This is a genomic window from Nonomuraea aridisoli, from assembly GCF_003236395.1.
GTDB classification, from domain to species: domain Bacteria; phylum Actinomycetota; class Actinomycetes; order Streptosporangiales; family Streptosporangiaceae; genus Nonomuraea; species Nonomuraea aridisoli.
The window spans coordinates 20,042-31,932 of sequence record NZ_POUD01000085.1 but is presented as its reverse complement, the minus strand read 5'-3'; the positions used below and the strand labels follow the sequence as shown (position 1 = coordinate 31,932).

13 protein-coding genes and 3 pseudogenes are annotated in these 11,891 nt (G+C 71.6%); 11 read left to right on the top strand and 5 right to left on the bottom strand.

What is annotated here, in order from left to right; translation table 11 throughout:
• The 4 genes from C1J01_RS21225 to C1J01_RS21210 form a co-directional block, all read left to right on the top strand.
• Positions 1-1,377: PP2C family protein-serine/threonine phosphatase (locus C1J01_RS21225; protein ID WP_220040015.1), on the top strand; the 1,377-nt coding region annotated here is incomplete at its 5' end.
• 74 nt (positions 1,378-1,451) lie between these two features.
• Positions 1,452-1,853 carry a four-helix bundle copper-binding protein gene (locus C1J01_RS21220; protein ID WP_111180727.1) on the top strand — a complete coding sequence of 134 codons (402 nt, stop codon included), beginning with the start codon at positions 1,452-1,454 and terminating at the stop codon, positions 1,851-1,853.
• Positions 1,854-1,896: 43 nt separating this feature from the next.
• Positions 1,897-2,247 (top strand): DUF1622 domain-containing protein, encoded by a 351-nt coding sequence (locus C1J01_RS21215; RefSeq protein ID WP_111180726.1) that lies wholly within the window; start codon positions 1,897-1,899, stop codon positions 2,245-2,247.
• A gap of 94 nt (positions 2,248-2,341) precedes the next feature.
• Positions 2,342-3,460, top strand: coding sequence for an NADH:flavin oxidoreductase (locus C1J01_RS21210; protein ID WP_111180725.1), 1,119 nt, complete (start codon positions 2,342-2,344; stop codon positions 3,458-3,460).
• A 15-nt stretch (positions 3,461-3,475) separates the two neighbouring features.
• On the opposite strand, the gene C1J01_RS21205 is transcribed toward C1J01_RS21210, so the two are convergent.
• Positions 3,476-4,078 carry a hypothetical protein gene (locus C1J01_RS21205; protein WP_146615677.1) on the bottom strand — a complete coding sequence of 201 codons (603 nt, stop codon included), beginning with the start codon at positions 4,076-4,078 and terminating at the stop codon, positions 3,476-3,478.
• Positions 4,054-4,527, bottom strand: a complete 474-nt coding sequence (locus C1J01_RS21200) for a hypothetical protein (RefSeq protein WP_111180723.1) — start codon at positions 4,525-4,527, stop codon at positions 4,054-4,056. Before C1J01_RS21200 ends, C1J01_RS21205 begins: the two co-directional genes overlap by 25 nt.
• Positions 4,528-4,774: 247 nt before the next feature.
• On the opposite strand from C1J01_RS21200, the gene C1J01_RS21195 reads away from it, so the two are divergent.
• From C1J01_RS21195 to C1J01_RS21180, 5 genes and pseudogenes are all read left to right on the top strand, one after another.
• On the top strand, positions 4,775-5,266 hold the full coding sequence (locus C1J01_RS21195) for a MarR family winged helix-turn-helix transcriptional regulator (protein ID WP_111180722.1): 492 nt from the start codon (positions 4,775-4,777) through the stop codon (positions 5,264-5,266).
• A 112-nt stretch (positions 5,267-5,378) separates the two neighbouring features.
• Positions 5,379-6,614, top strand: coding sequence for a cytochrome P450 (locus C1J01_RS21190; protein WP_111180721.1), 1,236 nt, complete (start codon positions 5,379-5,381; stop codon positions 6,612-6,614).
• Positions 6,608-6,730 (top strand): hypothetical protein, encoded by a 123-nt coding sequence (locus tag C1J01_RS53150; protein WP_268958733.1) that lies wholly within the window; start codon positions 6,608-6,610, stop codon positions 6,728-6,730. The genes C1J01_RS21190 and C1J01_RS53150 overlap by 7 nt, the downstream gene beginning before the upstream one ends.
• Before the next feature lie 126 nt (positions 6,731-6,856).
• Positions 6,857-7,753, top strand: a complete 897-nt coding sequence (locus tag C1J01_RS21185) for an MFS transporter (RefSeq protein WP_220040017.1) — start codon at positions 6,857-6,859, stop codon at positions 7,751-7,753.
• A 130-nt stretch (positions 7,754-7,883) separates the two neighbouring features.
• A pseudogene (locus tag C1J01_RS21180) lies at positions 7,884-7,979 on the top strand (IS5/IS1182 family transposase); the annotation flags it as partial.
• Here C1J01_RS21180 and C1J01_RS52280 read toward each other — a convergent pair.
• The gene (locus C1J01_RS52280) at positions 7,972-8,226 is read right to left on the bottom strand and encodes a hypothetical protein (protein ID WP_235854573.1); all 255 of its coding nucleotides are present in this window, start codon (positions 8,224-8,226) and stop codon (positions 7,972-7,974) included. The pseudogene C1J01_RS21180 and the gene C1J01_RS52280 overlap by 8 nt on opposite strands.
• 200 nt (positions 8,227-8,426) lie before the next feature.
• Positions 8,427-8,717: pseudogene (locus C1J01_RS53795) on the bottom strand (maleylpyruvate isomerase N-terminal domain-containing protein); the annotation flags it as partial.
• A gap of 621 nt (positions 8,718-9,338) precedes the next feature.
• Between C1J01_RS53795 and C1J01_RS53790 the strand changes: the two are divergent.
• Together C1J01_RS53790 and C1J01_RS21160 are read left to right on the top strand one after the other, a co-directional pair.
• A pseudogene (locus C1J01_RS53790) lies at positions 9,339-9,845 on the top strand (Imm49 family immunity protein); the annotation flags it as partial.
• A 25-nt stretch (positions 9,846-9,870) separates the two neighbouring features.
• Positions 9,871-10,128 (top strand): sigma factor-like helix-turn-helix DNA-binding protein, encoded by a 258-nt coding sequence (locus C1J01_RS21160; RefSeq protein WP_111180719.1) that lies wholly within the window; start codon positions 9,871-9,873, stop codon positions 10,126-10,128.
• A gap of 26 nt (positions 10,129-10,154) precedes the next feature.
• On the opposite strand, the gene C1J01_RS21155 is transcribed toward C1J01_RS21160, so the two are convergent.
• Entirely contained in the window at positions 10,155-11,852 is a 1,698-nt protein-coding gene (locus C1J01_RS21155) for an OmpL47-type beta-barrel domain-containing protein (RefSeq protein ID WP_111180718.1), read from the bottom strand.
• Positions 11,853-11,891 lie beyond the last annotated feature (39 nt).

The window sequence follows — 11,891 nt, the reverse complement described above, 5'->3', positions numbered from 1 at the left end:
GTGGGCGGGCAGCGACCGCGGGAGCGGGATGGCGGCGCGTTCGGCGGGGCTCTCGGGCCGCTGGGTGCCGAGGATCTGCAGCGGATGCAGGAGGGCCTGAGGCAGATCCAGCACCTGCACGGCCGGATGGCCCGGCTGCTGGAGGCTGTGCTCGCTATCAGTTCGGAGCTGGAGCTGGACGCGGCGCTCCGCACCATCGTGGAGGTCTCCGCCGACCTGGTGGACGCCCAGTACGGCGCACTCGGCGTGCTGAACGACGAAGGCGAGTTCTCCGACCTGTTCACGTGCGGCGTCACCCAGGAGGTGTACGACGCGATCGGGCGGCTGCCGACCAACCACGGCCTGCTGGCGGAGCTGGTGGAGCATCCCCGGCCGCTGAAGGTGGAGAACGTGCAGGCCCATCCGAGCTTCCGGGACTTCCCCGCCGGGCACCCGGTGATGCACACCCTGCTGGGGACGCCCATCCTGGTCCGCGGCACGGTGTACGGCAACATGTACTTCGCGGACAAACGCGCCGGCGGGCCGTTTACCGACGACGACGAGCGGATCATCGCCGCTCTGGCGAGCGCGGCCGGCGTCGCCATCGAGAACGCCCGCCTGTACGCGCGGATCAGGCGCAGCACCGAGGACTTCCAGCGGAGCCTGCTCCCCGAGGTGGCCGACTTGCGCGGCGTCCAGGCGTGCGCGCGGTACCGCCCCTCCAGCTCCGTCCCGCGGGTCGGCGGCGACTGGTACGACGCGATCATGCTGCCCGACGGCGTGCCCTGCCTGATGGTCGGCGACGTGATGGGCCACGACCTGAGGTCGGCCACCGTCATGAGCCAGATCTCCAACATGCTGCGGGTGATCGCCTACGAACAGTGCGAGCCGCCCTCGCGCATCCTGCAACGGCTGGACGAGGTGCTGCACGGCCTGCACGGCGGCCCGATGGCCACCGTGCTGCTGGCTCGCCTGGAAAGACACACCGAGGACGAGTGGCTCATGCGGTGGGCGAGCGCCGGGCATCCGCCCCCGCTGCTGGTGCCCCCCGACGGTCCCGTCCGCTACCTGTGGGTCGACGGCGGCCATCCCCTCGGGGTGACCCCCGAGCTGTCCCGGCCGGACTACGAGCAGATCGTCCACGCCGGCTCCACGCTGGTGTTCTACACGGACGGGCTCGTCGAGGATCCCGTGCACGGCCTCGACGAGGGCATGGCCGCCCTGGCCCGGTCCGTCGGCGAGCTGCGCCACCTGCCCGTCGAGGAGATGTGCGACCGCCTGCTGGCGCACCGCGGCGACGACTTCACCGACGACGTCGCGCTGCTCGCCCTGCGTCTCGCCGATCCCGCCACCATGTGCTGCGACGCTCCCCCGGATCTGGGACGCCGGCTCGCCTGATCAGCCGCCGGCCGCCGTTTCGGCCGGTCAGGGAGGGTAGGGCAGGCACGAAGGCACAGAAGGGATGTTCTGTCATGCCGGTACGTGAAATGATCGACACCTACCCAGCCGAGATCAACCTCGACCGCGGCCAGATCGCCGACACGGTCCAGGCGCTCGTCGACTGCGCGGAGACGTGCACGGCCTGCGCCGACGCCTGCCTGAGCGAGCAGGACATCGACCGGCTGCGCAAGTGCGTCCGCACCGATCTGGACTGCGCCGACATCTGCGAGGCGACCGCCCGCGTGCTGTCGCGCCACACGGGCTACGACGCCAACATCACCCGCGCCCAGCTGCAGGCGTGCATCCAGGCCTGCACCAGCTGCGCGGAGGAGTGCGAACGGCACGCCGACCTGCACGAGCACTGCCGGCTGTGCGCCCAGGCGTGCCGCAACTGCGCGAGCGCCTGCCAGCGGCTCCTCGACGCGATCAGCTGACGCCCCGCGGGCGTAACGGAAGACGCCGGCCCGAGGACGCACGATGGATCTGAAGCCCGTCATCGAGATGGCCGGTCAGGCGGTCGACATGGCCGGCGTCGCCGTCATCGTGGTGGGGGCGCTGGTGGCGACCTGCCGGTTCGGTTACCGGCTGCTGCTGCGGCGTCCCGCCCAGGACGCCTACCAGGGGTACCGCAAGGGGCTCGGGCGGGCGATCCTGCTGGGGCTCGAGTTCCTCGTCGCCGCGGACATCATCCGGACGGTCGCGATCTCTCCGACGTTCACGAGCGTCGGCGTCCTCGCGGTGATCGTCCTCGTGCGGACGTTTCTCAGCTTCTCTCTGGAGGTGGAGCTGGAGGGCCGCTGGCCCTGGCGGCCGCCCGCCGCGGGGTGAGCGCGCCGGTTTTGCGTTGCCGACCGCCCCGCCATGAGATCTGCACCGACCTAGTCACGTAGCGTGGAACTCCGTGACGGAAGGTGATGATCTCATGTCGAGCAGTGCGGCCGTGCGTGCCAGGGAGGTGCTCCTGCGCCCGTTCTTCCTGGGCGGGCGGGTGGTCGCCAACCGGATCGTGATGGCGCCGATGACCCGGGAGTTCTGCCCCGGTGGTGTGCCCGGCGCGGACGTGGCGCGCTACTACGCCCGCCGGGCCGAGGGCGGGGTCGGGCTGATCATCACGGAGGGGGCGTACGTCGCGCATCCTTCGGCGGGCACCCGTGACCGCGTTCCCCGCTTCCACGGCGAGGACGCGCTCGCGGGCTGGGCTCGCGTGGCGGACGCCGTCCACCGGGCCGGCGGGCTGATCATGCCGCAGCTGTGGCACGTCGGCATGGCCCGCGTCGCGGGGGCCCCGCCGGTTCCAGGCGCGCCGCGCATCGGCCCCTCGGGCGTCCCCCTGGACGGCTCGGAGCCGGGCCGGGCGATGACGACGGCGGACGTGGACGACGTGATCGCCGCCTACGCCGCGGGAGCCGCCGCGGCCGAGGCGCTCGGCTTCGACGGCGTCGAGCTCCACGGAGCCCACGGCTACCTCATCGACCAGTTCCTCTGGGCACGGACGAACCGGCGCACCGACGCCTACGGCGGTGCGGCCGCGTCGCGGGCGCGGTTCGCCGCCGAGGTCGTGGCGGCCTGCCGGCAGGCAGTGTCGGCCGATTTCCCCATCGTCCTGCGGATGTCCCAGTGGAAGGTGGGCCACTACACGGCGCGGATCGCCACCTCACCGCGCGAGCTGGAGGGCGTTCTCGCGCCGATGGCGGAGGCGGGGGCCGACGCGTTCCACTGCTCCACCCGGCGTTACTGGCTGCCGGAGTTCGACGGCTCGGACCTGAACCTCGCGGGCTGGGCGAAGAAGCTCACCGGCAAGGCCGCCATCGGCGTCGGCTCGGTGGGGCTCGACAACGAGTTCACCAAGGCGGTGGAGGGCGAGCCGAGCGGTGTCGACGGCCTCGACCGGCTGCTGGAGCGGATGGAGCGCGACGAGTTCGACCTCGTGGCGGTCGGCCGCGCCCTGCTGGGCGACCCGGGCTGGGCCGCCAAGATCCTGGCCGGACGTACGGCCGACCTCAGACCCTTCGACCGCGCCCAGCTCGCTACTTTGCACTGATGGGGCTTTTCCGCCTCATCCGACGGTGGACTCGGGGACGGGAATGACGTGCACGACGTCGCCGTCGGACCGCACTTCGACGGTCGCGCTTTCTTCTCCCAGGACGCCCGCGAGACATATGCCCGGCGGCGATATCTCCTGGACGGTCGTGGCAAATCCGGTTGTGCACGTGACAGACGTGATCGCACTCCCGACGGACAATTCGAGAAGTCTCACGGACGTCGTCGCGCCACCCTGGAAATCAGCCTCGGAAATGAGCGTCTCGGTCATTCCCAGACAGACGGCGTCGGACGGGCCGACGGGCTCGGAGAATATATCCGGATAACCGCTCGCCCCCGAATCCAGCTCCAGGTCACGCCATTGTCCCGCGGAGTCGCGCACCGCGACGGACAGCTCGGACGCCGGCGACCCGTCCCGGCGACGCCGGATGAACAGCACTGCTCCGAGGCCCTCGGCGGCGCGCCAGCGGGCGACGGCGACGACCTCCCCCGGGGGAGGGAGCCGGCGTGCCATCGGCCGCGCGCCGTCGAGGACGAGGGAGATCAGCTCTGTCTTGGACACGTGCTTGTGATCCGATCTGGCTTCGGCTGATATCAGCGGGCCCAGCAGGAAAACCATGCGGCGGCAACGTAGCCATTGTAGCCCGCCACGATGAGCTGCCCTTCGTTTCTCACCTGGGAGCCGGGCTCGAGCTTGATATTGTAATGGACCTCCCATTGATTCTTGCCCGGCGTCGTCCATGACACCTTGTTCTGGATCCAGCGATATCTGTTCTCGTTGTACTGCTTGCCCCAGGTCCGTTGGTGTACGCCTCTGGCGCCGGTCCTGTTGAGCACGCCCTCCGCCCCGGCGAGCGGCACCTGTGTCTCGACGTAATATCCGATCCAGCGTTTTCCGTTCGTGACGCCTCCGCCGCGCCGCTGCATGATGACTTTGATTTTCCCCGCGACCTGGTGGGTGTATTTGCGCCCGCAGTCCGGCACGGCGGCGCGTGAGGCGGCCTGCGCGGCGGTGGCGGGCAGGGGCAGGGTGACGACGAGTGCGATGAGCAGGGGACGGACGGTCATGACGGCTCTCCCGGGCGTTGAATTGCCCGGAGGTACGCGACCCCCGTCCGCCCCGGTTCAGCCCTCGATCCGGCCATAACGAGAGAGTGTGCCGCGCACGGCCCTGACCGTACTAAAAGGTGATTTATCCGGGTTTTGCCTGATTTAGATAGATATCCTATATAGGCCGGTGATACGACGAAAGTAGGCGTCTCCCCGGACGTGGGTCCGGAGGGCACCACCCGAGACTGGAGGACGTGGTGCTGTTATGCGCGCTGACGCCGCCGACATGGCCGACGCGTTCAGAGAGGTGGCACGGCTGGTGCTGCGTCACCTGTCGGTGTACGGGGACCTCAACATCACCGCGCTGTCCACGCTCTCCAGGCTCGACAGGGAAGGGCCGCTGCGGCTCACGACGCTGGCGGCGGCGGAGAGCATCGCGCAGCCGTCGATGACCCAGGTGGTCAAGCGGCTGGAGCAGCTGGGGCTGGCGCGGAGGGTGGGCGAGCCGCAGGACGCGCGGGTCGTCCTGGTCACCGTCACCGACGCCGGCCGGAGCCTGCTGGAGGAGCACCGGCAGGCCCAGCGCGACCGGCTGGCCGAGCTGCTGTCGGAGTTGTCGCCGGCGGAGCGGGAGGTCCTGGACGCGGCCATGCGCGCCGCGCGCCCCGCGATCCGGCGGCTGCTCTCCGACGCCGCCGCCCAGAAGGCGCCCACCGCCGCCCGGCTTACGCCCCAGAAGGCGACCACCGGCGCCTGAGGCGCCATGAGCCCGTGACCGCCGGTCCCGGCACAGCGGGCGACGGCCCTTGAGGCGCCACGACCACCGGCCGCCCCCGTCACGTTCATCACCGGAGAAGAGGGAAGGCACCATGACCGCCAACCCGGAAACCACCACCCGGTCCGCCGCGGCCGAGGACTACCCGATGCGCCGCGCGCCCGGCTGCCCGTTCGACCCGCCGCCGCGCCTGCGGGAGCTGCAGGCCGAGGCGCCCATCACCCGCGTCCGGATCTGGGACGGCAGCACCCCCTGGCTGGTCACCCGGTACGACGACCAGCGGGCGCTGCTGGCCGACCGGCGCATCAGCGCCGACAGCGGCAACTCGCACTACCCGTACCAGAGCCCGTCCCAGAAGGAGCTGCGGCGGCAGACGCAGACGTTCCTCACCATGGACAACCCCGAGCACGCCCGCCTGCGCCGGACGGTCACCGCGCCGTTCTCCATCAGGCGCGTCGAGGCGCTGCGCCCGGCCATCCAGGCGATCGTGGACGCCCAGCTCGACGAGATGCTGGCCGGCCCGAACCCGGCGGACCTCGTCGAGGCGTTCGCGCTGCCGGTGCCGTCGCGGGTGATCTGCGAACTGCTCGGCGTCCCGTACGCCGACCACGAGTTCTTCCAGGCCCAGAGCCGGCTCCTGGTCAAGAACGACACGCCGCCGGAGCAGGCCCTGGTGGCGCAGCAGCGGCTGCTCGACTACCTCGACGAGCTGGTCGCCGCCAAGCTCGCGCACCCCGGGGACGACCTGCTCTCGGAGCTGGCCGTCAGGCGCGTCGCCACGGGCGAGCTGACCCGGGGCGAGGCGGCCTCCATCGGGCGGCTGCTCCTGATCGCCGGCCACGAGACCACCGCCAACATGATCGCGCTGGGCACCCTCGCGCTGCTGCACCACCCCGAGCGGCTGGCCGAGCTGCGCGAGAGCGACGATCCGGCGCTGGTCGCCGGGGCGGTGGAGGAGCTCCTGCGCTACCTGACCATCGTGGCGACCGGGCGGCGCCGGGTGGCCCTGGAGGACATCGAGATCGGCGGGCAGACCATCCGCGCCGGCGAGGGGGTCATCCTGGCCACCGACGTCGGCAACCGCGACCCGGCCGCCTTCCCCGACCCCGACCGGCTCGACCTGCACCGCAGCGCGCGCCACCACGTCGCGTTCGGCTTCGGGGTGCACCAGTGCCTCGGTCAGCCGCTGGCCCGCGTCGAGCTGCAGGTCGTCTACGGCACGCTCTACCGGCGCGTCCCCTCGCTGCGACCGGCCGTGGACCTCGACCGGATCCCGTTCAAGCACGACGGGTTCATCTACGGGGTCTACGAGCTGCCCGTGACATGGTGACCCACGGGACGACAGACCGGAACGCCCGTCGGCCGCGCGTCCGCCGCACCTGGATCGCCGCCGACCACCCCCGCTACAAGTGGGTGGCGCTGACCAACACCACCCTCGGGGTCTGATCGCCTCCATCAACGGCTCCATCGTGCTGATCTCGCTGCCGGTGATCTTCACGGGCATCCGGCTCGACCCGCTGCGGCCCGGGAACGTCGGCTATCTGCTGTGGACGCTCCGCCGGCGGCGTGGCGATGCTCGCCGTCTTCTGCCTGGTGGAGACGCGGACCGCCGAGCCGCTGTTCCGGCTGAGCCTGTTCCGCAGCACGGCCTTCGCCGGCGGGAACGCGGCCACCCTGCTGACCGCCATGGCCCGCGGCGGCCTGCAGTTCATGCTGATCATCTGGTTGCAGGGCATCTGGCTGCCGCTGCGCGGCTACGACTACGCCGACACCCCCCTGTGGGCCGGCATCTACCTGCTGCCGCTCACCATCGGCTTCCGGGCGGCCGGACCGGTCTCCGGGCATCTGTCCGACCGGTACGGCGTGCGGCCGTTCGCCGCCGCCGGCTGCCTGGTGATGGCGGTCTCCTTCGTGGGGCTCCTGCTGCTGCCCACCGACTTCGGCTATCCGGCTTTCGCGCTGCTGGTCTTCCTGAACGGGGTCGGCGGCGGCCTGTTCTCCGCCCCGAACACCTCGATCATCATGTCCAGCGTCCCGGCGGAGGCCCGCGGCGCCGCCTCCGGCATGCGCTCCACCTTCCAGAACGCCGGCACCGTGCTGTCCATGGGGGTCTTCTTCTGCCTCATGGTGGCCGGATTGTCCGACTCGTTGCCGGACGTCCTCAGCACCGGGCTCACCGCGCAGGGGGTGCCGGCCAATGCCGCCCACTCCGTCGCGGAGCTGCCGCCGGTGGGGGTGTTGTTCGCCGCGTTCCTCGGCTACAACCCGATCGAGCACCTGCTCGGGCCCGGCCTCCTCGGCGACCTGCCCTCGGCCCACGCCGACGTGGTCACCGGCCGCCGGTTCTTCCCGGAGCTGATCTCGGGGCCGTTCCACGACGGCCTGGTGGTGGTCTTCGCGCTGGCCACGGCGATGGCCCTGGTCTCCGCGGCGGCCACGCTCATCCGCCGGGCGAAGGCCCACAGCTAACCCTTATCCCGATATTTCGGTTTAAGAGCGCCCGGCAGTAGGCGTGCTGGGCGTGCCCAGCACGCCCCCGGATGCCGAGCAGGCACGAGCCCAGGTGATCATGGAGTTCTCTACGCTCAGTGATCACCGGATGTCCGCAGCGATCGTCACGCTGCGTATGCTCATCCGCCGCGCGACCCCGCGCTACCGCTGGGACGGCCGCCCCACCACCCGACGCCTCAAGTGATCCATTTGCTGGTCGGTCTTAGTCCCAGTCCTGCAGCTGCTGGAGCAGGGTCGGCGTCGCCCTCCATCCGCAGCGAGCCGGCCGGGATGCGCTTGTACATGAGCAGGGCCATCTCGCTCGCCGTGCCGTAGATGGCGGCGGTGGGTTTGCTCTCGGCGGCCTCCGCCGCGGTGAGGCGGGTGAAGCGAGAACCGGTGGCGTCCACCGTCTGGCGCCAGGAGCCAGCCTCGGCTGCGTGGTAGTCCATGGTGGCGGGCTCGCCCGGCCACGGGATCGTGCCGGTGGCAGACGGTGGCGAGGAATTCCTCGATGGCGTCGCCCGCCTCGGTCGTCGGCAGCTCCTGCGGGGTACCGGAGGCCAGCTGGGCGTCGTAGGTGTGGATCAGCGACTCTGGGACGCGGCGGCGGGCCACGGCGGCCACCGTGTGCGGCGAGGCCAGCGGCCCAGCAGCCCCGGTCCGGGCCGGCCTCGCGCAGAGCAGTAAGCAGCTGCTCCGTCGAGTCGGCCAGCCAGGTTATGAGGGCCTTGCGCTCCCTGGGCGCCGCCAGCCCGTCCTTGCTCGGCCGCTCGTCGCCGGGCGCGGTGTTCAGCACGATGTAGGCCCAAAAGCGGTCCCCCTCACTGAGGGGGTTCGCCAGGTCGTACAGCGTCCAGCCCGGGCAGGACGGGACGTCGGCGTCGAGGTTGGGGGCCGCGGCGACGGTGGCGCGGAACGCGGCGGACCGCTCGTCAATCATCCGCAGCAGGGTGGGGAAGTAGAGATGCTCAGTCATGCAGACCTTGTATCACTCCCGGACCGGGACTCTCGCACGCGGGAAAGCGCGCCCGGCAGGAGGCGTGCTGGGCACGCCCAGCACGCCTCCTGCCGGGCGCTCTAAGGTGAGTGGCTGTGTCGTACGGGGGACAGCGTCACGAGATACGCGAGGAAACCGTGGCCGCGGCCCGTGAGCGGTTCGCCGCCCGGATCGGCTCGATGGTCGCGTCGATGTCCAAGGCCGGGCCGGTGACCGCGTACGGGTGGTGGCTGATCTGCGAGGAGTTCCTCGACCACCTGGGCGCGCACTCCACCGGGACGCCGGACCTCGACACCCCGGAGGCCAAGGCCGCCCTCGGCAACGCCGCCGAGGCCGCCGGTCGAGAGCGGGTATCTGCCGCGCGCGCTGGTGACCGGCTTCGAGACCGCGGGCCCGCGGGTCCGGGCGTACGGCCGGGAGAGACGCCCGGACGCGGTCGCCGAGCCGGCCGCCGGGCCGGTCGTGGCGCGGCGGCCGGACCTGCCCGGCGGCCTGCACCCGGAGAGCGAGGCGCTGTTCGAGGAGTTCACGAGGGAGGCGCTCACGCCGGAGGGCGGGAAGCCGATGGACCCGCGAGGGCTCTCGACCGCCTTGAGATACCAGGAGCTCCTGTTCCTGGCCCGTGCCGGACTGTCCGACGACGTCACGGACGCGCAGGCGGCGAATCTGCGCCTGGCCTCCCAGTCGGGGGCCGCGTTGTGCCGCACCGCGCTCGCCGAGCCCGGCACCGACGTCGAGGTGACGATCGACGGCCGAACGCTCGTCTGCTCCGCGCACCGCGAGGTGGACGCCGGCACCTGGCACACCGCCGTGAACTTCGCGCTGATCATCGGGGTCCGCGAGGACCTGGCCCCGGTCGTCCTGGCCGGCTCCGACGCCCTGCGGCAGGACGGCTCCGCGTTCGCCTCCTACCGCAGAGCCCTGCACGACCACTTGCGCGGCGCCGACCCGGAACCCGCCACCGACCGGGCGCTGCGCGACTGCGAGCAGGCCGGGACCTGGGGCTTCCTCCCGCCGCCCGCCGTCCTGCTCTCGCGGCTGGTCGAAGGCGACCGGGAGAGCTTCGAGCTGGCCCTGCTCCCTCTCGTACGGGGTCATGATCCTGCTCGAACGGCTGACGCCGCCCGAGCGCGCGGCGTTCGTCCTGCGAGAGGCGTTCGGGCACAGCCACCGGGAGGTCGCCGGCATCCTCGGCGTCCAGGAGGCGTCCGCGCGCCAGCTGTACCGGCGCGCCCGGGAGCGCCTGGACGGCGCGCGCCCGCGTTTCCCCGCCGACCGCGACCAGGCCGAGGGGCACGGGGTCCGCCAGGAGCGGCCCGCCGTTCGAACGGACCGACGGCCTCTCCCCGGATGAGGGGAGAGGCCGCCCGGCCGATCAGGTCACGGCTTCTTGCAGTCCTTGCCCTTGCCCTTGCCGGGCTTCGGGCACTCCTCGCCGGGCGGGCCGTCCCCGCCCGGCGCGGCCTTGACGACCATGAACCTGGCCGTGCCCACCGCGGAGGTGTTGCCCGCCTTGTCGGTGGCGCGGTAGGTCACCGTGTGCGCGCCCGGCTGGGTGACCGCGAGCGCCTTCGTGTAGACGGCGTACGGCTGGCCGTCGAGCGAGTACTCCACGGTCTCGACCCCCGAGTCGGCGTCGGTCGCCGTGATCGTCACCGTCGCGGAGCCCACGTAGTTCCAGGCCCAGTCCATGCTGCCGGTGATGCCCGCCGTCACCTGCGGCGGAGTGGTGTCCTCACCCTGGGGGACCACGACGGTGAACGTCACGGAGCCGACCTCCGAGGTGTTCCCCGCCTCGTCGGTGGCCCGGTAGCGCACGGTGTGCGCCCCCGCCCGGTTGACCGTCACCGGCGCCGTGTAGGCCGCGAACGCCGCGTTGTCGAGCGAGTACTCCACCGTGTCGACCCCCGACTCGGTGTCGGTCGCGGTGACGGTGACCGTCGCGGAGCCGACGTACTCGCCGTTCTCGTTCCGGTCGCCCGCCACCTGCGCGGTCACCTGCGGGGGAGTGGTGTCCTCCTCCTGCTCGGCCACCACGGTGAACTCCGTCGTGCCCGCGTCGGAGGTGTTGCCCGCCTTGTCGGTGGCCCGGTAGGTCACGACGTGCGCGCCGGGCTGGGCGACCGTGACCGGCTGCGCGTAGAGCGCGTACGGCTGGCCGTTCAGCGAGTACTCCACCGTGTCGACCCCGGACTGGGCGTCGGTCGCGGTGATGGTGACCGTCGCCGAGCCGACGTAGTCGCCGTCGTCGTTCCGGTCACCGGCGACCTCCGCCGTCACCTGCGGGGCGGTGGTGTCCTCCTCCTGCGGGGCCACCACGGTGAACGCCACCGAGCCGACCTCCGAGGTGTTGCCGGCCGCGTCGGTGGCCCGGTAGCGCACGGTGTGCGCGCCCACTTCGTTGACCGTCACCGGCGCCGTGTAGGGCGCGAAGGCCGCGTCGTCGAGGGCGTACTCCACCGTCTCCACCCCGGACTCGGTGTCGCTCGCCGAGACGGTCACGGTCGCGGAGCCGACGTAGGCGCCGTTCTCGTCCTGGTCGCCGGCCACCTGCGCCGACACCTGCGGCGCGGTCGTGTCCGAGCCGCCGCCGTCGGTGACCACCAGCTCGCCGACCATCTGCCCGTGGCCGGGGATCGCGCAGAAGAAGCGGTACTTGCCGGGCGTGAGGTTCACCTGCACCTCGTGCCGGCCGCCGTTCGCGTCGATGGGGCTGGCGAGGATGTTGACCCTGACGTCGTGGTTGTAGCCGGGGGTGGAGACGTCGAAGGTCAGGGTGTGGGTCATGCCGGTGACGTTGCCGGTCGCCACGCTGTTCTCGAACACGATGGTGGCGGGACCCGCCGTCGCCGTGGTCGGCGTCGACTTGTACGCGGTCATGCTGTCGTCGGCGGTCCAGGTGAGCACCTGGTCCGCCTGGGCGGCTGTCAGCTGCAGGCGCGGCTGCGCGGCGGCCTGGCCGGCCGACGACAGGAAGAGCGCCGGGAGCCCGGCGGCCAGCAGCAACACGGCCAGGCCCGGCGCCGTGGCGGCGGCTTTGAGCGCCCGCCGTAAGGCACTGATCAAGGGGACATGCATGGACGATGCACCTCTCAAAGTCTGCGCGCGTGCCGGCGA